This window comes from uncultured Pluralibacter sp., assembly GCF_913775985.1.
GTDB lineage: Bacteria > Pseudomonadota > Gammaproteobacteria > Enterobacterales > Enterobacteriaceae > Pluralibacter.
Window position 1 is genome coordinate 91,788 of record NZ_CAJYMB010000124.1, and the last position, 22,667, is coordinate 114,454.

Consider the following 22,667-nt stretch of genomic DNA (forward strand, 5'->3'; position numbering starts at 1 on the left):
AACGTTTGCTTTTGCCTGGCAGTCCGTTAAAATTCCCCCTTTTCCAACACGGGATTATCTCTGCAATGTCAGCGAACACCCTCGAATCCGCATCCGCCCAGGCAGCCGGGCAGACGCAGAACAGCGAGCTCATCTACCGTCTTGAAGACCGCCCCCCGCTCCCGCAAACGCTTTTTGCCGCTTTCCAGCATCTGCTGGCGATGTTTGTGGCCGTTATCACCCCGGCACTGCTGATTTGCCAGGCCCTGGGTCTACCGGCACACGATACCCAGCACATCATCAGCATGTCGCTGTTTGCCTCCGGAGTGGCCTCCGTCATTCAGATCAAAGCCTGGGGGCCGGTAGGCTCCGGGCTGCTGTCGATTCAGGGCACCAGCTTCAACTTCGTGGCGCCGCTGATCATGGGCGGTACCGCTCTGAAAACCGGCGGCGCGGACGTGCCGACCATGATGGCGGCGCTGTTCGGCACCCTGATGCTGGCGAGCTGCACGGAAATGGTTATCTCCCGGGTGCTGCACCTGGCGCGGCGGATCATCACGCCGCTGGTTTCCGGCGTGGTGGTGATGATCATCGGCCTGTCGCTGATTCAGGTGGGCCTGACCTCTATCGGCGGCGGCTACGCGGCGATAGCCGACCACAGCTTCGGCGCACCGAAAAATCTGCTGCTGGCGGGCGTGGTGCTGGGGCTGATTATTCTGCTCAACCGCCAGCGCAATCCCTACCTGCGCATCGCTTCGCTGGTCATCGCAATGGCTGCGGGCTATCTGCTGGCCTGGTTTATGGGCATGCTGCCCGCAGAGACCTTGCCGGTGAACCAGCCGCTAATCGTGGTGCCGACGCCGCTCTATTACGGTCTGGGCATCGACTGGAGCCTGCTCCTGCCGCTGATGCTGGTATTTATGATCACCTCCCTGGAAACAATCGGCGACATTACCGCCACCTCTGATGTTTCCGAGCAGCCGGTATCCGGCCCGCTGTACATGAAGCGCCTGAAGGGCGGCGTGCTGGCGAACGGGCTGAATTCCTGTGTATCGGCGGTATTTAACACCTTCCCCAACTCCTGCTTCGGCCAGAACAACGGCGTGATCCAGCTGACCGGCGTGGCCAGCCGCTACGTCGGCTTCGTGGTGGCCCTGATGCTTATCGCCCTCGGCCTGTTTCCGGCCGTGAGCGGCTTCGTGCAGCATATCCCCGAGCCGGTGCTCGGTGGCGCGACGCTGGTGATGTTCGGCACTATCGCCGCCTCCGGCGTGCGCATCGTCTCCCGCGAGCCGCTGAACCGGCGGGCAATCATGATCCTCGCCCTGTCGCTGGCCGTCGGCCTCGGCGTTTCGCAGCAGCCGCAGATCCTGCAGTTCGCACCAGACTGGCTGAAAAACCTGTTCTCCTCCGGAATCGCCGCCGGCGGCATCACCGCGATTGTTCTGAATCTGGTCTTCCCGCAGGAAAAGGCCTGATCCCTCGCCCGGCGGCAGCGCATCTGCCGCCGGGCCCGCCACATCGCGGATTGCGTCCTTGAGGATCGCGCATAAATCGGGCATAACTGCCCTGTGTGTCTCTCAGGATGAAAAGCGATGAAATTTCTCGGAAAGCTGTTGCTCTGGTTAGCCATCGCCGCGCTTGCGGCTGTTGCAGTGGTCTATTTTCTGGTGCAGACGCGCTGGGGCGCGCATCAGGTAAGCCGCTGGATCTCGGCAGGCAGCGACTACCATCTGACCTTCGATAAGATGGAGCACCACTTCTCTTCACCCTCGCAGATCCAGTTAGTCCATGTTGCCTTTGGCCGCCGCGGCCAGCCCGATACGCTTGCTGCCGGGCGCGTTGATATCGGCCTGAGCAGCCGCCAGCTCACCGCGCCGCTACATTTTGGCGCGCTTACGCTGCAGGACGGCACGCTTAACATCGCCGCGCCTGCCGCCGCCCTGCCCTTTCAGGCCGACGCGCTGCGGCTCAATAATATGACGCTAACCGGCGGGGATCTGAGCGCACAGCAGGTCAGCGGCAGCGTTGCGCCCTGGCAGCCCGAGGCGGACAATCTGCTAGGCAAACAGGCGCAGGTACAGCTCAGCGCCGCGTCCGCAACCTTTGACGGCGTACCGATGAAAAACCTGCTGGTTCAGGGGCGCATCGACGGCGGCATTACTACTCTTAATACGCTTAGCGCCGATATTTCCCGCGGCTCCCTGAGCGGGCGCGCCACCCGCGGCGCGGACGGCAGCTGGCAGATAGATACCCTGCGCCTGAGCGAGGTGCGGCTGCAAAGCGATCGCGCCTTCGGCGACTTTTTCGCGCCGCTGTCGCACATTCCATCGCTGGCGATTGGCCGACTGGAGGTAGCTAACGCCAGCCTGCAGGGTCCGGACTGGTCGGTGACCGATCTGGATCTCAGCCTGCGCAATCTGACCTTTCGCCAGGGCGGCTGGCAGAGCGAGGACGGGCGCCTGTCGATGAACGCCAGCGAGTTTATTCTGGGCGGCCTGAACCTGACCGATCCCATCGTTAACGCCGAATTTTCACCGCGCGGCATCGCCCTGCGCCAGTTCACCTCCCGCTGGGAGCGCGGCACGGTGCGCGCCTCGGGCCAGTGGCTGCGCGAGGGCAGCACGCTGGTGCTGGACGACCTGTCCGCGGCAGGGCTGGAGTACACGCTGCCGGACAACTGGCGGCAGCTGATGCAGCAGCCGCTCCCCGCCTGGCTGCAGAGCGTGACCGTGAACAAATTCAGCACCAGCCGCAATCTGATTATCGACATCGATCCGGATTTTCCATGGCAGATCACCTCTCTTGAGGGCAGCGGCGACGCCATACAGCTGGCGCAGAGCGGCCGCTGGGGCATCTGGCGCGGCAGCCTGGCGCTGAGCGGCGCGTCGGCCACCTTTAATCGGGTCGATCTGCGCCGCCCTTCGCTGAAGCTGGCGGCCAACAGCTCGACGCTCAATATCAGCGCGATGAACGCCTATACCGGCCGCGGTATGCTCGATGCGACCGCTGTCATCTCCCAGCTGCCGCAGCGCCAGGCGACCGTTAGCCTCAACGGCCGCGGCGTACCGATGAATATCCTGCAGCCCTGGGGCTGGCCGCCGCTGAACGTTACCGGCGAAGGCAACCTCCAGCTGCGCGCCAGCGGCAGCCTGCAGCCCGGCACCGCAATGAAGCCAACGGTGAACGGCGAGCTGCGCGGGGTAAACGCCAGCGGGCAGACGGTCATGCAGGTCGTGCGCGAAGGACAGGCAAGCACCGGCGGCGCGGCGCAGTAGCGCGGCCGGATATCGGGAGATCGCGCGCCAATCCCCCGATAATTTTTGTGAATACCAAACTGCGCTAATCGCATGATTGTTATATGGATTATTCTCAAATCACCAGTCAGGGTACGTTTGTTCGATAAATTTTGCGCTCAAAGAGTGTGGTAACTGCCTGAAAGTAGCTATAATGCGCCCCGCCTCCATGTAGCAATGCAGGCGCGGAAGGTCGTCGTCTCCGGTGAGGCGGCTGGACTTCAAATCCAGTTGGGGCCGCCAGCGGTCCCGGGCAGGTTCGACTCCTGTGACTTTCCGCCATTTCACTTCTCCCTGGCTCTATTGAATTCGAAAAATCTTTGTTTTAACTGATTAAAAAAAATCACGACTCCACCAATGTCGCCCGAATGTAACCGGCATCAAGTACTTTTGGGGGTGCATATGGGGGTGCTATTTTCAGCCCGAAATAACAGCCCCCCAAAATGATAAAAATCACTAATGACATAAAGTTAAATTCAAGGAGATCGAAGGATCTCAACCGGGTTAGTGTCCTGGCTCGACACTGATAAATGCCGGAGCACGCTCCGGCACTTATCTAATAGTGGATATATGATTAGCTAATTTATATTAACGTGCTGACTCGTAAATTCGACGGCTGACATCAAGCGTAATATCTTTATGCTCACCTATTGCCGTTGCACCATGTTGTTCCAGCTTGGCAATCAGTGCTGGAATAGAACTTCCATCCAGCTGATAATCACTGAGATGAGTTGCCAGCCCCATTTGCTCAAAGAATGCACGGGTTGCCTGAATAGTTGCATCAATACGTTCATCAATTGAGCCTTCTGTAATATTCCAAACCCGCTCACCCATTTGAAGTATTTTAGCACTTTTGACATCACGCTTTTCGTTCATTACTGCGGGCATAATAATGGCTAAAGTCCGTGCATGATCGATCCCATGCATGGCTGTTAATTCATGTCCCATCTGATGGCTTGTCCAGTCCTGTGGAACACCAGCGCCAATTAAACCGTTTAATGCCATGGTTGCGGCCCACATAATGTTTGCACGAACATCATAGTTTTCTGGTTCTACAAGGGCACGCGGTCCATCTTCAATCAGGGTCAGTAAAATACCTTCAGCGAAACGATCCTGAATCCTGGCATCAACCGGATAAGTTAGATATTGTTCAAGCGTATGAATGAAGGCATCCACAACACCGTTTGCAACCTGACGTACGGGCAGCGTATACGTATATTCCGGATCCAGAACCGAGAATTGTGGACGTACGAGGTCAGATTCAAATTACCGTTTATCGCCGGTGGTCTTGCGGGAGATTACCGCTGCAGGGTTACTTTCCGAACCGGTGGCCGGCAGGGTCATCACGGTTCCCAGCGGCAATGCCTCTTTAATATTGTCACCAAAGGTTTCTAAAATCTCCCAAGGATCTACACCCTCATCATAACGCGCAGCAGCAGCGATAAATTTGGTTGCATCAACGACGGAACCACCACCTACGGCAAGCAAAAAATTAATATCCTGTTCTTTAACTACTTCAACGGCTTTCATCGCCGTTTCATAGGCTGGGTTAGATTCAATCCCACCAAACTCAACAACATAAAAATCTTTAAGCTGCGCTAAGACCTGATCCAAAACACCGGTTTTTTTTACACTGCCGCCGCCATAGGTCAATAAAATTCGGGCACCCGCTGGAATTTGTTGACGTAATTCATTAACGGCACCTTTACCAAACAAAATACGGGTTGGGGTATAGAGGTTAAAATTATTCATCGTTCATATCCTGATTATAAATGTTTATCGGGCGTTACCCAGAATTCATTTTTCAAAAAAATTGATTTGGTATAATTAATACCAATACTTTGGATCATTCTGATGTGATTGATCCTCGTTACAAATACGGACAGTATAAGTATGGCGCTGCCTGTCTCAGAAAAGAGTGTATATATCGGCCCGGACTATCATATCCATCACAAGGCAACGCTTGCTGAAAGTAATAACACCCTTGTCTACGCGGAATTACAATACGCTTTCTAAAATACGTACTTTTATATCGGTAATATGTTTCTTAGCCTGCTGATGGAAGGTCATCATGTGGGGCGCTGCCCTATGCGCTTGCAGCGCGGCGATATCCTGCCACTGTTCAATCATTATTACGCTATTTGCATTTACTGACTGAAAATCGGCACCGGTAGGGCTATCGATCATTGACGCGTAGCCAAAACAACCCGGTTCAGCCAGAACGGCCGGAGTAACTTCTTTGAACAGCGCCAGTACTGCGTCACGGTGATGCTGGCCGGGATAAGTACAAACTTCTGCGACAATTGTCAGCACGTTAACCTCTCTTTTTAACACGTCGCGATCAGGCAAAAATGGCTTTCAGGTGCGCGCGGTAGGCGGCAATGTCGCGTGGTACATCGGGCATTTTAATTACATCATTGGCAATATAGGTTGGCAGTGCGGCCATGCCCAGGAACTGATTCGCCTTATGGAATGGTAGATATACCCCGTCGACGCCCACGCCGTGGAAGAATTGCTCTTCATCGGTAAAGGCTTCCATCGGCGCATTCCAGGTCAGGGATAGCATGTAAGTTTTGCCCTGAATCAGGCCACCTGAGCCGTACTTTTTGCTGGCATCAGAGCGGGTACGGCCGTCGCTGGCATACAACGTACCGTGACCTTTGGTGAAAACGTCGTCCATGTATTTTTTTACAGTCCACGGTGCGCCCATCCACCAGCCCGGCATCTGCCAGATCACGGTGTCGGCCCACAGGAAGTTTTCAACTTCCGTTTCGATGTTGTAGTCACCGTCGGCGCGGGTCACTATGACATTGTGCCCTGCTTCGCGTAGAAAAACGTCTGCCGCATCGGTCATCGTGTCATTCAGCTGACCGTTTGAGTGACCAAATTTTTTTGCACCGTTAATAATCAGTATGTTGCTCATATTCATCGTCCACATTTACGGGAAAGTGGATGCATTGTAATACGCAGATACTTTCAATAAAGAACCATAAATAGGATTAACCTTTGCATATTTAGCAATAATAGACGATGGCTTGCATCGTCTATCGACGACCTGGCATGTTGAGATAGCGTCATTGAACTGCAGAGACTGCATTTTCAGTCCAACCGACTTCACGATCGGCAAACCGGCAGGCACAGCTTCACTATTGCTAAAAATGCAAAGGTTTATTATTAATTTTCCTGTTTTTGGAAAAGAGAGCTTACCGCATAATGCGCTCCACTTACTAAGCGGCGCGAGCAACCCGGCGCTATCACCATATCCTGAGACACGATGATGAACATATTTACCGTACGTACGACTTTCCTGACGGCCCTTCTGGTTCTGGCCCCTGCTACCGGCGCGCTGGCTCACTCTACTGAAGGCTCTCGCTTCGGCACCGTGTCTGCCTGCGGCAGCACGCTCGATGAAATGGAACAGGCGGTGCACGCCAAAATGGATAAGATGGGTGGTAGCCATTATGTAATAACGTCGGCTCGAATGGGTAACCGAACAGCCGGCACAGCTATTATTTTCAAATAAAGGGCAGTAACCAGGTAGTGCTTTATTTATATCAAGCACTTTATTATATGGAATTTAAATTTTCCACAGACTGTTCAAATATAAAGTAAACTTATTGAAAGGCTGTGTTATTTCTTATGATCAGCTTTAATAACATATTGTGAGTCATGTTCAGAGTATTCTGAATAACCACGCTAAGGATTTTATTATGTATACAGATCTTACAGGTAAAGTGGCTATTGTTACCGGCGCATCTAAAGGCATCGGCGCAGAAATTGCCGAACGTTTTGGCCGCGAAGGCGTAAATGTTGTCGTTAACTACAATAGTGATAAAGACGGCGCGGATCGCGTGGTCGCCAATATTATTGCTGCCGGCAGCAAAGCCGTAGCGGTACAGGGTGACATGTCCCGTGAAGAGAGCGCACAGTTATTACTGGATGCGGCAATCACACATTTTGGCCAGCTGGATATCATGGTTAATAATGCCGGCATGGAGGTGCCCGCGCCATCTCATGAAATGACGCTGGATAACTGGCAGCGCATTATCGATGTGAATTTGACCGGCTATTTTCTCGGTGCACGTGCGGCTCTCAAATACTTCGTGGATAACGGTATTAAAGGCAACATTATTAACCTCTCGTCAGTTCACGAGCAGATCCCGTGGCCTACTTTTGCGCACTACGCCGCGAGCAAAGGCGGGATTAAACTCCTGAATCAGACACTGGCTCTGGAGTATGCCCCTCTGGGTATTCGCGTGAATGCCATTGGTCCGGGGGCGATCAATACGCCAATCAATAAAGAGAAAATGAACGATCCCGAGAAGAAGGCTGCTCTGGAAAAAATTATTCCGATGGGCTATGCCGGGGAACCTGACGTCGTCTCTAATGCAGCAGCCTGGCTGGCATCCGAACAGTCCTCTTATGTCACGGGCATTACGCTGTTCGTGGATGGTGGGATGACCCTCTACCCCGCCTTTATGAATGGTAACGGTTGATAATGTACTGCGGTAAGGGGAGATAGTCTCCCCTTATGGCATTTTTCTTTTTTCTGCGCGTATTATTTAATTTTTCTTGAAAAGAAAATAGCGACAAATTTAGCATTTTAATAATCAGAGCAAAACTCCCTAAGATAATAGCACCTATAGAATAAGTTCAAAGGTATACAATGAATATTTTAATTGCTTTAGCGCCGGCCTTATTTTGGGGCATTCTTCCTGTCATCGTCACTCGCGCAGGGGGAAAGCCTAATCAGCAAATTCTCGGCACCACCCTGGGTACGCTCCTCGTTTCAGTTATTTTATATTTGTTTACCCATCCGCAAATTACAGCCGGTGTATTTATTTTTAGTTTTATTTCTGGTGCTTTTTGGGCATTTGGCCAGGTGAACCAATATAAAGCGTTCACTGAAATTGGCGTGTCGCGCGCCATGCCGATCTCTACCGGTCTGCAGTTAGCATCGACTTCGCTGATGGGAGTGGTCGTTTTCGGCGAATGGCCGGCGCTGACGACTCGTCTGCTGGGGCTGCTGGCCATTATCATCATCATTATCGGTATCGCGCTGACTACCTGGCAACAGAACAAAAGCGGCTCGTCGGTAAACATGAAAAAAGGGCTGATTACCCTACTGATTTCAACCATCGGCTACCTTGGCTTTTCGGCATTTCCGCGCTTTTATAACATGGATGGCTGGCAGGCATTTATGCCGCAGGCTATCGGGATGTTCAGCGCATCACTTGTTATGGGGCTCCTCAACCGTCAGCAGGATCTGTTCAACAAATTCGTGCTGCGTAACCTGGTTTCCGGCGTGGTGTTTGCTCTGGCAGCGTTCAGCTATCTCATTTCGGCGCAGGTCAACGGAGTTGCTACCGGCTTTACGCTCTCGCAAATGAACGTCGTGATAGCAACGCTGGCCAGTATCTGGATCCTTGGCGAGTGTAAAACCCGTAGCGAAATGATGTACGTTGCCGCCGGACTACTGTTTGTCATGACGGGTGGGGTAATCATTGGCTTGATTTAATTTCTACCGGTCTCTGCCGCGCTTTGGGGTCCTGTTATTAAGCGTAATGCTTAAACCGTTAATCTTTTGAAAGTAGCCGTAACGTATCGCGTTGCGGCTTTTTTTACCGCCCGGTGGAATGCCCTCGACTACGCCCTGGCTGGACTGACCGCATCGGCATATGCAGTATTTCATTCATTTTTTCGATATTTCCCGGTACAACTACTGGCAGTAATCTTAACTGAACCGTCAGCTACAGGCTCGCTTGCTTAAAACCTACCTTATACGGATCTCCCCCCTTTCAGGCTGTAAGGCAGCGATTAATTCCCCTGCCTGTATTGGCATCACCACTTGTAGAACAATTGTATCGGGCACTCTTTCGCCACTCGCCTGTCATTAGCCGCTCCTCTGGCATCACGCAGAAGAGCCAGCCTGGCGAAAAATAGACGCCAGGGCCATCACCGCCCTTTCAATTTCCTGCTCTGTATAAGCAGCAAATCCCATCAGGAATCCGGAAAACGCGGGGTGGTCCATATACAATCGGGTAAGCTCCAGCATATCAATGCCGGCGCGGCGGGCGGCATCAGCGATGACGTTCTCTGAAATGCCGGGCCTGAGGTGGCAAGGCATCTGCAATCCACCAACAGGGGTTACACCGACCACAAAATCGGAGAGATACTGACGCAATAGCCTCGCCAGTATGTCGCGACGCTCGGCATAAACACCTCTCATCATTCTGACATAGGATCCAAAGTGCCCCCCTTCCAGAAATTTTGCCAGCGTCAGCTGCGTGATTGACGCGGTATGCCCGTCCATCAGGGATCTTGCCGCGGTAAAAGGCGCAACAAGCTTATCCGGCAGCAGCATGTAGGCAATACGCAGTCCCGGAAAAAGAGATTTCGTGAACGTACCGATATAGAGCGTGCGGCCGCTGTTATCCAGTCCCTGTACACAGGCCATAGGCCTGCCTTCATAGTGGAACTCACTGTCATAATCATCCTCAATGATCCAGGTATGGTGATGATTAGCCCAGTTAATGACGTCCAGCCGCCGCTCAAGAGACAGGGTGACGCCGGTTGGGTACTGATGCGAAGGCGTAATATATATCGCCTTTACCGGGGCTTTCAGCGCATTAAGAGAGTCAACGCAAATACCTCGACTATCGAGAGGAACCGGGATGCAGTTAAGTCCGGCAGCATTAAACGCCTTGCGGGCTCCCAGGTAGGTTGGCTCTTCGATGACAATGCCATCCCCCCAGTCCATGAGCACATGCGAACACAGTGCCATGGCCTGCTGAGAACTCGTCAGAATCAAGATACGCTCTGCGGTAGCATGTGCCCCCCGCTCAAGATTCAGGTACTCTGCGATTGCCTGTCTTAACGGCGCCATACCCTGAGGCGGGCTTTGTTCGAGCGCGCGGTGCTTATACTCTTTCAATACTTGTCTTTGAAGGCGCTCCCAGATTTGAAGGGGAAACATGCGTGTTTCGGGGATCCCCGGTGCCAGCGGCCGGGGTAACATAAACTCGCGACTGCCTCCGCTTTTATAAATAATCTGCCCGCGGGTGCTAAGCCCGGGTTCACACAGCTGGTTATCTAAGTGCCGCTGTCGTGAATGAGCTTTAGGAAACCGCGTGTTTGCAGATACGAAACTCCCCCGGCCAGTATGCCTGTCGATAAAACCTTCTGCGTGCAGGCGGGTATAGGCTGCTTCAATGGTGTCACGTGAGACGTTGAGTGATTTTGCCAGCGCCCGCGAGGCCGGCAGGGCCTTACCATTCGGCAGGCCGCCGTCCAGAATCAGCGTCCTGATTGCCCTCTGGATCCTTTCATGCAGCGACATCGCGCCATTGGCAGGATCGATCATTGAGGCTTTTACCGTTTCAAGCTGTGCATGCTTAAGCATCGACCTTGCTCCTTTGATCCTATTGTCACCCAGTCTAAAACATCTGAGGCGAAACGCTGAGAAAGGATTGGTCTGCTCTCATACCTAAAATTGGCGGGGCTAAACGCACCATTTAGCCCTTATCCTATTTTTGAGGTTAGCCCACGGGTGAACGGGCCGCTGATTTTAGCCGTCCCCTGTAGCACTCGCTAAAATTTCATTTTTAAACCCTGACGGCAGCAACAGTTGCATTCGGGCTAAACAGTATAACTATCTCAAAATCGTATTTAATTATTAAGGTGAGAATGATGAATGGAAATAGTGTGACAATTGCGCCTGTTCAAGAAAAAGATTATGACGAGTGGCATTCTCTTTGGTTGAAATATCAGGAATTTTATAACGTAGAAATTCCTGACGCCGTAACTGAAATGACGTGGCAGCGCTTTTTTAATCAGGCTGAGCCTATGTTCTGTGCCGTCGCAAAAAGTAATGGAATACTCATCGGATTAGTCCATTACACTTTCCACCGGTCGACATGGGCTGAAAATAACTATTGTTATCTGGAAGATCTCTATGTCTGTGAAAATACCCGGGGTCAGCACGTTGGCAAGCAGCTCATTGAATATGTTAAAGGAGAGGCCAGCAAAAAAAATGCCAGCCGCCTTTACTGGCATACGCATGAAGAAAATCATCGCGCGCAGCGGCTGTATGACTGGGTGGCAAAGAAAACGGGCATGATTAAATATCAGATGCCGATGTAATATTGTAATAAAGCCAGCGTGCGATACGCTGGCTGGATGCAGCACATGATTAATGCGTGTCAAAGTGTTTCTTTCCAGGGTGTGTCATCTGGAACTCAGTTTCTCGACCAGCGAGGTAGCCGTAAAATATATAACCAAAGAGCGTAATAATTGATCCGCCGTATACCGCCACTTCACCGCAGGCATATACACCATAAATACTATAGACTACGGCAATGGTTCCCAGTACCGAACCCAAAATATACTGCGCCTGTGTGACATGATTTTTACGCAGCAGCACCTGGAGTCCTGTCATTGCCAGGACATAAGGTACCATATTAATAAATACCGCCAGATTGAGCAGCAGGTTAAACTGTTTTAGCAAATTGGGTGAAATGGTCATACTGGCTAGCAGCAGTTCCAGCACCAGCATAATCAGCATACCCGGAATGGGGGCATCATCTTTAGTGACTTTCTTAAAAACTGCCGGAAATAGCGTGGTCTCTGCCGCAGCTTTTGAAACCTGCGCATTGGTAAATTGCCAGCCAAGCAGAGAGCCTATGCAGGCAATAACTGCCAGCGCTGTGATCACTTTCCCCACTTCCGGCGTAAACATCATACTGAACACCAGACCGAATGGTGCATCGGAGTTCGCAAGCTGCGCGTTAGGAACAATTCCCTGAATCACTGATGTTGAGGCGATATATACGATGGCGGCAAACCCTGTACCAAAAAGGCAGGCCAGCGGCACGTTACGTTCCGGATTTTCAACTGTATCTGAGTTAGCACCTGCAGATTCGATACCGAGAAAAGCCCACAGAGTCAGGGAGATACCGGAGGAAACGGCGCCGCCGGTTGGCATCTGGTGTGGATTCCATGCAGACATAAAAATGTCCGGTTTAAACCAGAACCAGCCGATAACAGAGAGCCCGGCTACCGGAATAATAATTCCCCAAACGGTAATACCAGAGATGCGGCCGGTTAAGCGGGGGCCTTTAAAGTTTGCCACCATGGTCAGTACCAGGATTGCTACAACGGTGGAAAATGTGTGTATCGGCGAACTTTTTATCCACGGAAAGAACGGTGCAAGATAGCCAGCAGCAGAAACGGCAATGGCAACACAACTAATTATCAGGCAAATATAATAGGTATAAGACGCAATAAAGAAAGAAGACGGTCCGTGAGCCTCTGCAGAGTAAGCCGACATCCCACCGGCCTGTTTACAGTAAGCGCCAAGCTTAGCAAACGTGTAGGCTATGCACATCGAACCTAACGCGGTGACAACCCAGGAAAGAATAGAAATAGCGCCGATTTGCGCCAGGCTCGACGGGAGCATAATTATCCCTGAGCCCATCATATTGACTGCGACCAGTATGGTCAGGCCAGTTAGCCCCATTTTCTTCGATTCACTAGCCATGTTTTTACTCCACTTAAGTAAAAGAAAATCAGCACACTATGAATGAATGAAAACTCATCAGTGATTGATAACTATTAATACCTGAAGAATTAATAATTATGCCTGCGACAGCAATATAAATTCATCAGTTAAATATCCGGAGTGATGTTGTGTTCGTAATCCTATTGGATGATTTTTTTCACGTCAATTATTAATTTATTTTTAAATGTTTATATCGAATGTTTATTTTCACGTAATGAATTTTTATTACCCAGATTAACCAGACACAGGCTTTTATCTGTATTTGCCACTGGGGGATTTGAGTTATATATTTTTTCACATAAAAATATCATTAATTGACGTCTATTCAGGATATTTATCCAATACTTTCCAGATAATTATCTCCAGTTATCTTTTAGTAATATTTTAGGGCTAGGAAATTATATTTTATTGTTTTATCTTCACTATCGTTCATTGGTTTATTAAACGGTGCAGCCGAATAACATCAGCAAATATATAGCCAATATCTTAGGGTTATATCAATGACTCCACCTGTTATTCACCAGGTTTGCGCTTTACATAAGGAGTAGCCCATGTCAGATAAAAAATATTTAGTCGTAGGCGGCTCAATCGCCAATAATCCGACGCTGGAAGAGGCAATTGATCAGATCGTTACTTCGCTAACAAATACGGGTGAACACGTTCGTTTTGCACCAACTTACGCCCAGGCGACAGACTATGTCATGTCAACAGCAGCCGTCGACTGCATTATGCTGGAATGGGCTCCAGCGAAAGTAGCGGAGATTGTCGCTTTCCTTAACAGCCTGTATAAACATCATGCGAAAGTACCGGTGTTTATGATGGTGAACTCGCATGCTGAACATGGAGAACTGAATCCCGAAGTCATGAACCGTATCACCGAAACATTTCTGGTACTGGATGACACGACCGACTTTATCGTGGGCCGTTTGCGCGCTGCGGTAGCCCGTTATGAAAAAATGATTATGCCGCCGTTGATGGCTGCAATGATGAATTATACCCGAGAGAAAGAGTATTCATGGTCTGCACCGGGCCATCAGGGTGGGATAGGTTTTTGTAAGACACCGGTCGGACGCAAGTTTTATGACTTTTACGGCGAAAATATCTTCCGCACCGATATGGGAATTGAGCGTGCCTGTCTAGGATCCATGCTCGATCATACAGGCGCCTTTGGCGAGAGCGAAAAATATATTGCTGATGTGTTCGGTGCCGACCGCTCCTATTCATTGGTTGTTGGTACTTCAGGTGCAAATCGTACAATCATGCAGGCCTGCTGTACCGAAGACGATATTGCACTATGCGATCGCAATAGCCATAAATCTATTGAACAGGGATTAATGCTTACCGGGATCCGCCCGGTTTATATGACGCCTACACGAAATGCATACGGCATTATCGGGCCAATCCCTAAGGAGCAGATGACTGCACAATCAATTAAAAAGGCGATTAGCCAGAATCGTTTTGCTGTTGACGCGCCAAATCAAAAACCGGCGTATAGCGTCGTGACTAACTGTACTTATGACGGCCTTATTTACAACGGGGATGCCATTGAGGCACTGCTGGGTGAAAGCTGCGATCGAATTCATTTTGACGAAGCCTGGTTTGGCTACTCGCGATTTAATCCCATCTACAAAGGCTTCCACGCGATTCGCGGTGAAAAAGGCTCACACAGTAAAAAACAGCCAACAATTTTTGCTACCCACTCTACGCATAAACTGCTGAACGCCCTTTCTCAGGCATCCTACATCCACATCCAGGAAGGGCGTGGCAATGTGGAGCCAGCCCAGTTCAACCAGGCCTATATGATGCACGCCACAACATCGCCACTGTATTCCATTGCGGCATCCAACGATGTTGCCGCTGCGATGATGGACGGTGAGCAGGGTATTAACTTAACAACGGAAGTGATTGAAGAGGCAGTATCGTTCCGTCAGGCCGTTTCCCGTCACTGGCACGAAGCTAAAAAAAATGGCGACTGGTTCTTCAAACCCTGGAATCCGGATGTTGTGATCGATCCTGAGACGGGCGAAAAATACGATTTTGTCGATGCACCTCTTTCCCTGCTAACCACACAACAGTCATGCTGGAAGCTGAACCCAAAAGATAAATGGCATGGTTTCAGTAACCTTGATGAAAACTGGGTGATGCTGGATCCGGTTAAAGTCAGCCTGCTGGCACCTGGTCTTAATGAAGATGGCTCTTTGTCTGAAAACGGTGTGCCGGCAGCACTGGTTACAGCCTATCTTTCCAGCGTGGGGATTGTTCCGACCCGCACAACAGACTTCCAGATTATGTTTCTGTTCTCGATGGGCATCACCAAAGGCAAATGGGTGACGCTGATGAACAGCCTGCTCGCATTTAAGCAGCATTACGACAATGATGATCTACTGTCTGAAGTCATGCCTGGCCTGGTCGCCAGCGCGCCGGAAATATACAGCCGCATGACGATGCAGCAGCTGGGTAAAAAAATGCTGGCGTTCCTCAACGAGTACAATCCTAGCGTTCAGCTAAACAAAGCCTATTCGACACTGCCAACAATCGATATGATCCCACGCCACGCAAATCGGCAGCTCGTTATCAATAACGTTGAATCTGTGTCGATTACCGATCTTGCCGGGCGCACCGCAGCGAACTCGGTTATTCCGTATCCGCCGGGAATTCCGATGCTGATGTCCGGAGAGAACTTCGGCGATCGCAACAGTCCACAAATTGCTTATCTGAGAGCATTACAGGCCTGGGACGATGCTTTTCCTGGCTTCGAACATGAAACGGAGGGTACACATAAAGTTAACGGTACCTATCATGTTATGTGTGTCAAAGCCTAACGCTGAAAGGTTTTAAGGCATTTGAATCAAGCTTAATCAGGGGCGATATGCTATCGCCCTGACTTCAAGTTTTATTGATAGTTGCATAAAAAGCATATCTCCCTGAATACTTATTTTTACCGACATCAAAAATAGTGACGCCTGATATTATAATTACTAATGATACTTAAGAAATTATAATGATAAGCAGCACATCAGGAGAAAATAGCTATTGTTGTTTTAAGCCATATTACAGTTAGTTACCAGAAGAGTATAATATAAATATGAAATCTGTTTGCATGATGACTTACATCAACATGTGAATAAAATAATTTCCAATGTAAATAAAAGGTGGCATAAAAGAGTTGCATTAATAATTATTACTCATTGACTGGTAGTTAGTGCAGGAGATAATAGTGCTAATAATCCCAGCCAGGAATTAATATCATGCATCCGACACAGGAACTGGAGAATATTTTTAAAACCATGCTACGGGAAGAAAATATTAGCTCGCAGAATGAAATTGTTGAATATTTGAAAGAAAAGGGGTTCTTGCATATCAATCAGTCACGCGTTTCCAGAATGCTTGCCAGCCTTGGTGCAGTCAGAGCGCGTAATGCCAAGATGGAAATGGTATATTGTCTGCCTTCTGAAATGGGTATTCCTACAACTAATACGCCATTATGCAAATCGGTCATTGATATTATTTCGAATGAAACAATGGTAGTAACGCATACTGTCCCTGGAGCAGCTCCGCTGATAGCAAGATTACTGGACTCCTGCGGTAAACCTGAAGGAATATTGGGTACAATTGCGGGTGATGACACAATATTTATTGTACCCGTATCTGGCTTTGACATTAGCGAGCTAAAAGCAAAGGTGACAAATATACTTCAGGCCGACCACACCTAAATTTTTATTTTAATGGCGTACTGTGAGATTAAAGATTAAACCAAGGTATACATTTGCAAATTCAATAGAGAGTAACCACCTTTACTCAAATCACAACGTTTCTGTCCTGAATTAGAGCACGTATGATCGAGTAATTGAAAATTAATTATTGCTCATAGAGGGATAACTATGGATATCAAGAAAAGGCTTACTGATGCGTTAGCCGATGTCTTTGCTGAATTAAAAATCACTCCCGAGGTGGAAATAACCGTACGCCCGTCATCCGTGAAAAAATTTGGCGATTATCAGATAAACTGCATTATGCAGATAGCCAGTCAGCTGAAAATATCACCGTTATCGCTTGCCGAACGCATTGCAGAGCATCTAAGAAAAACACCAACATATCAGCACACTGTCTCCCATATTGACGTTGTTGCTCCGGGTTTTATCAACCTCTTTCTGAATGACGATGCGCTGGCTAAAATGCTGGAGGTCGCTCTGGCGGATGATCGGCTCGGTGTTGAGAACGTTATCTCAAAAACGATTGTTGTAGATTATTCATCACCGAATGTTGCGAAAGAAATGCATGTGGGACATCTGCGATCAACGATTATCGGTGATGCCGTAGTGCGAACGCTTAATTTCCTCGGGCATCATGTTATTCGGGCTAACCACATCGGCGACTGGGGGACGCAGTTCGGCATGCTGATTGCCTTACTGGAAGAACAACAGCATGAAAGTAGCCGCTCGCTTTCGGGACTGGAAGCCTTCTATCGTGAGGCCAAAAGGCGGGACGAAACCGATCCGGCTTTTTCTAAAAAAGCTCGCGAATATGTAGTGAAATTGCAGCAAGGTGATGCGCACTGCCGCACGCTGTGGAAGCAGCTGGTACACATAACAATGGAGCAAAATCAGCGCACCTATCAGCGTCTTAATGTCACGCTTGGTCCACAGGATATTATGGGCGAAAGCCTTTACAATCCGATGCTGCCGGGTATTGTTGACGACCTGCTTACCCGCGGAATTGCTGAAGAAAGCCGCGGTGCCGTCGTGGTTTACCTTCCTGAATATCAGAACAAAGAGGGTGAATCCATGGGCGTCATTATCCGCAAGAAAGACGGCGCCTACCTGTATACCACCACCGATATTGCCTGCGCAAAATACCGTTACGAAACCCTCCATGCAGACCGAATGCTCTACTACATCGATGCCCGTCAGCATCAGCACCTGATGCAGGCCTGGGCGATTGTACGTAAAGCGGGATATGTTCCACCGGAGGTTTCGCTTGAGCACCACATGTTTGGCGTGATGCTCGACAAATCAGGTAAACCGTTTAAAACCCGTGAAGGCGGAACGGTGAAGTTATCAGATCTGCTGGACGAGGCTGTGTTTCGTGCAGCACAGATAGTCAGTGCAAAATCGCCGCATCTGGATGCGGGGGAACAGCGCTATCTGGCTAATGCCATTGGTATTGGCGCAGTGAAATACGCCGATCTTTCTAAAAACCGGACCACGGACTATGTCTTTGACTGGGATAATATGCTCAGTTTTGAAGGCAATACCGCCCCCTATATTCAATATGCTTTTGCCCGCATTGCATCCATTTTACGACGAGTTACGACCGATCGTATAAGCGGGCCCGTGGTTATCAGCAATGATAAAGAGCATACGCTTGCCGTTAAACTTTTACAGTTTGAAGAAACGCTGCACCGGGTGGCAAAAGACGGAACGCCGCATGTTATGTGCGCCTGGCTGTACGATCTGGCGGGCGCTTTCTCACGCTTTTATACGGACTGTCCGATTCTTAATGCCCTGGAGCCTGCACAAACGGCCAGCCGTTTAAAGCTCGCTGAACTGACGGCGCGAACGTTAAAAATGGGGCTGACAATGCTGGGTATTGATGTACCAGAGCGAATGTAACAGCAAGAGAGATAATCGAGGAGATGCAGCCTGAAACGAGGCTGTCTCTGCGCTCGCTTCTTCGTTTTTGATGGGATATTAATGCAGTAAGGCAGGAGGTCTGTTTCTAAAACAGGGCAGATTTTAGCAAACGCGGGGGTATTCAGAATTATATTGCCGCTGGCGGCGTGCGGCCTTCCGCAGGGAGCGGAAGGCCTGAGGGTTCACGGGGTAGTAAAGGGCCATCACTGAATTGTGGCTCCGGATGCGACCAGCTACTAAATGAGCGGCAGTCGCAGATGCTAAGGCAAAAGCCCGGCAATCAGGCTAAAGAACGCGTCTTCGCCAAAGGCGGCGGCTGAGCGGGAGGGCTCGCTCTGCGGGCTGAACGTCCAGCCTCTGGCGTTTCCCGCGCGCATCCACAGCCTGCCCTGCGGGACCATTTTTGCGTCCGCATGGAGCGTAATCTCCACGCAGCCGGTGACGCCGTGGCCGTATAAAAAAATCGGCAGGAATTTCATCACCCGCCGCTCGTAGCGCAGCGCGATCCCGGGAATTTCAAACGTCCCGCCGTCCACCAGCAGATCGGTAGCCTGGACGTTTATCTGTTCCGTATCAAGACCGGTATCCGTAAGCCAGACGTCCATTTGCTCCTGAAGCAGCGCCATTTTCTGGCGAAACTCGGCAATATCGGCCTGCTGCTTGCTGAGAAGCGGATCGTGAGGCGATTGTCTGACCTGGAGCTTTTTCAAAAATTGCGATTTTGCTGACATACCTTATCTCGTCGTCCGTGCGGGTTGATATTTTACCGCCTCGCGAAATACCGCCGCTGCACGGCCATGTTGCCCGGCAGCGGCTCCCTTACTCCTTCACCGGCACCAGCTGCAGGTGATTATTTCCCGCCTCAATAACCCGCGGCTTATCCGGATCCAGCTCTTCGCGCTGCAGCACCTGCTTCCAGCTGTTGCTGACCATATCCGGATGACGGAATAGCCCGACTACGGCGACAAATTGCGTCCCCTCCTCCATTGGCATATCGAGAAGGGCATCGCCGCCGGGCTTGATAACCACATCGCGGCTGGCCAGTAGATCGTCCTTCAGCAGAGTATCCGCCTCGTTAAGCAACTGCTGATAGACCGCTTTATCGAAAGCTTTACGGTCTTTGAGCTGGTAAACCCGCACCACCACGGATTCAGAAAGAGAATTGTTTTCGCGAGCGTCGGTGTTGAGCGCCTCGCGTGCGGTAAAATCCAGATGCAGTACCTTAATTTTCTTATAAAAAACGGCGTTATAGACCGATTTGGTACCGTCCGCGACGCCCTGCGTCACGCCGCATCCCGTCAGGCTAAACGCCAGCAGGGCGGGCAGCAGGCCCGCCGGTTTAATTAAACGTGTAGTTAACATGTCGATTTCCCTGTTGTGGTATTGCGGGCTGCAGGCCGGTGTAATAGCCCAGCTCCGTCGTAAAGGTCGGCGGAATATCATCTGCGCACGCGTCTTCCCCGGCGCCGAGCACGCCGTTCATGCCGAGCCAGAAATTACCTTCGCCCAGCGGCGGCGCAGCCAGCAGGGGGGTTCGGGTGGTCAGGGTGATTTTGGCCTTGAAGCGCCAGCCCAGATACACCCGCAGCATCACCAGAAAATCCTGATACAGCAGCCCACCGGGCTTCCAGCCCTGAAACTCCTGCTCGCTATCGCAGGAGAGCGCGATCAGCAGCTGGCTGCTGGCATCCATCGCTTCGTCGCCGAGCGGCGTATTGCCGTCCAGCAGAAAATCCTCATTGCCGTAAAAGCCCTGCGGGCGACTGATTTCCACCGGCCGCAGGCAGTACGGACTGACCCGCACCGCAGTATCGGGGGCCAGCAGGCTGACCAGCGCCTGGATCCCCTCCTGGGTTTTTCCAGGCTGCTGCAGTACGCCGAGCAGCGACAGAAAGCGCGATACCGGCGTGGCAATATGCTCTGCGGTACCGGGAATACCCAGCCCTACCAGGCCCAGTAGCGACTGCGAGATGCTGTCGCCGCCGCCGGGCTCAAAGGTGGCCGGGTACGAGTACTTGCGCCAGATGCGGTAAAACTGCGTCAGAACCCGGTGGCTGAAGATATCGAGAAAGCCCTGCATCGCCTCGTGGCCTTCCCGACGCTGGGTGATGTCGTCAAGATAGGCGGTGGGCAGCGGTGAATCGACGCCGTACATTCCGAGAAAGGTCGAGCGCACCACCGGCGGCCCACTGTCGCTCTCGTCGTATTCAATCGCTTTCAGCTCGCTGGCCGGAAACCCCATGCCGGGATCGGGCGCAAAACGCACCGGATCGTCGGCGGGATGGCTGCTTGAACCCAGCAGCGGCTTGCCCGGATTGCGTTTTTCCAGCAGCTGGCAGAAGCGGTAAAAGTTAATTCGCGTAAGGTCAGACTCCAGCCGCAGGCTCAGCCGGGAATGCGGCGATTGTGCTTCTCTTCCCATTCGAGGCGCTCTCCGGTGGGTTGCAGGGTAATAATCAGGCGATTAAACAGGTAGATATCGGTATACAGTGCGAAGAAGCGGCTCAGCATTTCGCCAAACAGGCAGATATCGCCCCGCCCGGCAAAGCCGCGGCTGTCGAGCGAAACGTCAATCTGCACGCCGCGCACCAGATACCCCTGCTCGAAACGTTCGGTTTCGCTGTGTTTTACGTTGAGAATGGCCTCCAGCCGGCGGCGGTTCATCTCGCTGCCGGTCCACTCGTACAGCGCCAGGGTGCCGCGCAGCACCTCCGCACTGTCCATCATCGACAAAAAGCCGCTGCCGAGGTGGCTCAGCACGCGCCAGTGGAAGCGATCCTGCGCCGGCGGATAGCACGGGAGCGTCGGGGCGCACAGGTTGCGCACGACGATGCTGACCGACGTGGTTTTTACCACGGTATCGAGCACGGTACTTTGCAGCGCCCGGCGCGGCAGCTGGCCGTTGGTGCCGGTGAGGGTCAGAGACAGGCTCTCGTCTTCCGGCACGGTATGATTATCAAAGGCGGCGCCGCCGAGAATAAGCCAGGTGTTGTGCAGCCCGGACGGGCCGCGGCGCACGCGGGTATGGTAGTAATACTCCGGCGCGTCGTGGCGCATCATGCCGCCCCGGTGGCGAAAGCTCGAGAAAGGCACGTAGGTGTGCTGGCTCGATGACATCACCGAATCAACCGCATAAATCTCCGTGTGCCCGTCCTGCACGCGCATCGGACGCAGCATGTACTCGGTCTGCAGCCCGTTAAGCGTCAGCGGATCGGACTCCAGCGGGAACAGATTTATTACCGGCACGCAGTTCAGCCGCAGATTTTTGCCGGTAAAGCTGAAGTCGTGATCCCAGCGCTCCGCCAGCACCACGTCGATTTCGAACCACGAAAGCGCCTCCGGGAACACCACGCTCTCCAGCCCGCGCAGGCCGGTAAACATGAATTTCTCGCGGAAGGTAAAGTACTCCAGCAGCAGCTGGTAGCCGCTAAAGCTGCTGCTGCCTTTCGGCCATAGCGTATCGTCATCGCCAAACCCGAGGGCGGTGAAGCGACCGTCCAGCGGCCTTCGGTCCACGTCGCCGGGCAACCGCAGCCATATACTGGCGACATTCATGGTGAACGCCTCGTGCATGGCGCAGGCCAGCGGCGCGTCGGCATTAAAATAGAGCGGGATATGGCTGAGATCGACGCGGCTCCAGTCCGCCAGCTGGCTGCAGGCAAAACGCAGCGTAATCACTGACCGGCCATCGGGATCTGTTGCCAGCCCGGCGTGCTCGAGCGAGAGCGGCTGGAGGTCTATCTCTTTGGTGGTGGTATAGCGGCAGCGGGTCCCCCTTTCGCCAATGGGGCGGGAGAGCACTTCAAAGCCGCTGTCTATATGCATCGGCTCTTTCATTTCGCGCCAGTCCGGGGTGAACTCCACCACCGACATCGACGGAATGGTACGCAGGTACTGCGGCCACAGCAGGCTCACCAGCCCTTCGGTCAGCTCCGGCAGATCGTCATCGAGCTTTTCGCGCAGCCGCCCCATCAGAAAGGCAAAGCCCTCAAACAGCCGCTCCACGTACGGGTCGCGGGCGCCCGCCTTGTCGAGATTGAGCATTGCCGCCTGCTCGGGATACGCGCGGGCGAACTCCTCACCCGCTTCCAGCAGGTAGCGCATTTCGGCGTCGTAATAACGCAGGGTTAAGTTGTCCATAAGAAACCTGAGTTGTTTATTCACGGCGCGCTGCGATGTAGCAGCATTGCGCCGTGGTGT

18 protein-coding genes, 1 tRNA gene and 1 pseudogene are annotated in these 22,667 nt (G+C 51.8%); 10 read left to right on the forward strand and 10 right to left on the reverse strand.

The genetic code is table 11. From position 1 onward, the window contains the following. Positions 1-65: 65 nt before the first annotated feature. The 3 genes from QZ766_RS14930 (at position 66) to QZ766_RS14940 (ending at position 3,557) form a co-directional block, all read left to right on the forward strand. Positions 66-1,457: a uracil-xanthine permease family protein gene (locus QZ766_RS14930; RefSeq protein ID WP_297203251.1), complete on the forward strand. Its 1,392-nt coding sequence runs from the start codon at positions 66-68 to the stop codon at positions 1,455-1,457. A 117-nt stretch (positions 1,458-1,574) separates the two neighbouring features. Continuing rightward, complete coding sequence (locus tag QZ766_RS14935; protein ID WP_297203253.1) at positions 1,575-3,257, forward strand: AsmA family protein; 1,683 nt, start codon at positions 1,575-1,577, stop codon at positions 3,255-3,257. Between the two features lie 205 nt (positions 3,258-3,462). Continuing rightward, positions 3,463-3,557, forward strand: a tRNA-Sec gene (locus QZ766_RS14940). Positions 3,558-3,863: 306 nt separating this feature from the next. Here QZ766_RS14940 and yqhD read toward each other — a convergent pair. The 4 genes and pseudogenes from yqhD to QZ766_RS14960 all read right to left on the reverse strand — a co-directional run bounded on the left by yqhD (position 3,864) and on the right by QZ766_RS14960 (position 6,735). Next, positions 3,864-5,027: pseudogene (gene yqhD / locus QZ766_RS14945) on the reverse strand (alcohol dehydrogenase). 246 nt (positions 5,028-5,273) lie between these two features. After that, the gene (locus tag QZ766_RS14950) at positions 5,274-5,588 is read right to left on the reverse strand and encodes a putative quinol monooxygenase (RefSeq protein WP_297203255.1); all 315 of its coding nucleotides are present in this window, start codon (positions 5,586-5,588) and stop codon (positions 5,274-5,276) included. Between the two features lie 28 nt (positions 5,589-5,616). Further along, positions 5,617-6,198, reverse strand: a complete 582-nt coding sequence (locus QZ766_RS14955; protein WP_297203257.1) for an NAD(P)H-dependent oxidoreductase — start codon at positions 6,196-6,198, stop codon at positions 5,617-5,619. 15 nt (positions 6,199-6,213) lie between these two features. After that, a complete protein-coding gene (locus tag QZ766_RS14960; RefSeq protein ID WP_297203259.1) occupies positions 6,214-6,735 on the reverse strand; it encodes a hypothetical protein in 522 nt (173 codons plus the stop codon). Between QZ766_RS14960 and QZ766_RS23095 the strand changes: the two genes are divergently transcribed. From QZ766_RS23095 to QZ766_RS14970, 3 genes are all read left to right on the forward strand, one after another. After that, positions 6,688-6,798 (forward strand): YdgH/BhsA/McbA-like domain containing protein, encoded by a 111-nt coding sequence (locus tag QZ766_RS23095; protein WP_366509426.1) that lies wholly within the window; start codon positions 6,688-6,690, stop codon positions 6,796-6,798. The genes QZ766_RS14960 and QZ766_RS23095 overlap by 48 nt on opposite strands. Positions 6,799-6,985: 187 nt before the next feature. Beyond that, the gene (locus QZ766_RS14965; protein WP_297203261.1) at positions 6,986-7,771 is read left to right on the forward strand and encodes a glucose-1-dehydrogenase; all 786 of its coding nucleotides are present in this window, start codon (positions 6,986-6,988) and stop codon (positions 7,769-7,771) included. 170 nt (positions 7,772-7,941) lie between these two features. After that, complete coding sequence (locus QZ766_RS14970; RefSeq protein ID WP_297203263.1) at positions 7,942-8,793, forward strand: GRP family sugar transporter; 852 nt, start codon at positions 7,942-7,944, stop codon at positions 8,791-8,793. 393 nt (positions 8,794-9,186) lie between these two features. On the opposite strand, the gene QZ766_RS14975 is transcribed toward QZ766_RS14970, so the two are convergent. Next, positions 9,187-10,677 (reverse strand): PLP-dependent aminotransferase family protein, encoded by a 1,491-nt coding sequence (locus tag QZ766_RS14975; RefSeq protein WP_297203265.1) that lies wholly within the window; start codon positions 10,675-10,677, stop codon positions 9,187-9,189. Positions 10,678-10,961: 284 nt separating this feature from the next. On the opposite strand from QZ766_RS14975, the gene QZ766_RS14980 reads away from it, so the two are divergent. Further along, positions 10,962-11,417, forward strand: coding sequence for a GNAT family N-acetyltransferase (locus QZ766_RS14980; protein ID WP_297203267.1), 456 nt, complete (start codon positions 10,962-10,964; stop codon positions 11,415-11,417). 49 nt (positions 11,418-11,466) lie between these two features. On the opposite strand, the gene potE is transcribed toward QZ766_RS14980, so the two are convergent. Next, a complete protein-coding gene (gene potE, locus QZ766_RS14985; RefSeq protein ID WP_297203269.1) occupies positions 11,467-12,813 on the reverse strand; it encodes a putrescine-ornithine antiporter in 1,347 nt (448 codons plus the stop codon). Between the two features lie 572 nt (positions 12,814-13,385). On the opposite strand from potE, the gene adiA reads away from it, so the two are divergent. The 3 genes from adiA to argS all read left to right on the forward strand — a co-directional run bounded on the left by adiA (position 13,386) and on the right by argS (position 18,446). Then, positions 13,386-15,656 (forward strand): arginine decarboxylase, encoded by a 2,271-nt coding sequence (gene adiA, locus QZ766_RS14990; RefSeq protein ID WP_297203271.1) that lies wholly within the window; start codon positions 13,386-13,388, stop codon positions 15,654-15,656. A gap of 426 nt (positions 15,657-16,082) precedes the next feature. Next, entirely contained in the window at positions 16,083-16,547 is a 465-nt protein-coding gene (argR, locus tag QZ766_RS14995) for a transcriptional regulator ArgR (RefSeq protein WP_297203274.1), read from the forward strand. 168 nt (positions 16,548-16,715) lie between these two features. Beyond that, on the forward strand, positions 16,716-18,446 hold the full coding sequence (argS, locus tag QZ766_RS15000) for an arginine--tRNA ligase (protein WP_297203276.1): 1,731 nt from the start codon (positions 16,716-16,718) through the stop codon (positions 18,444-18,446). 281 nt (positions 18,447-18,727) lie between these two features. Here the strand turns inward: argS and QZ766_RS15005 are convergent, their stop codons facing one another. The 4 genes from QZ766_RS15005 to tssF form a co-directional block, all read right to left on the reverse strand. Further along, a complete protein-coding gene (locus QZ766_RS15005; protein WP_297203278.1) occupies positions 18,728-19,198 on the reverse strand; it encodes a hypothetical protein in 471 nt (156 codons plus the stop codon). An 88-nt stretch (positions 19,199-19,286) separates the two neighbouring features. Further along, positions 19,287-19,829, reverse strand: a complete 543-nt coding sequence (tssJ, locus tag QZ766_RS15010; RefSeq protein WP_297203280.1) for a type VI secretion system lipoprotein TssJ — start codon at positions 19,827-19,829, stop codon at positions 19,287-19,289. Then, a complete protein-coding gene (gene tssG / locus QZ766_RS15015) occupies positions 19,807-20,889 on the reverse strand; it encodes a type VI secretion system baseplate subunit TssG (protein ID WP_297203281.1) in 1,083 nt (360 codons plus the stop codon). The genes tssJ and tssG overlap by 23 nt, the downstream gene beginning before the upstream one ends. Further along, on the reverse strand, positions 20,853-22,607 hold the full coding sequence (gene tssF / locus QZ766_RS15020) for a type VI secretion system baseplate subunit TssF (protein ID WP_297203283.1): 1,755 nt from the start codon (positions 22,605-22,607) through the stop codon (positions 20,853-20,855). The genes tssG and tssF overlap by 37 nt, the downstream gene beginning before the upstream one ends. Between the last annotated feature and the right edge of the window lie 60 nt (positions 22,608-22,667).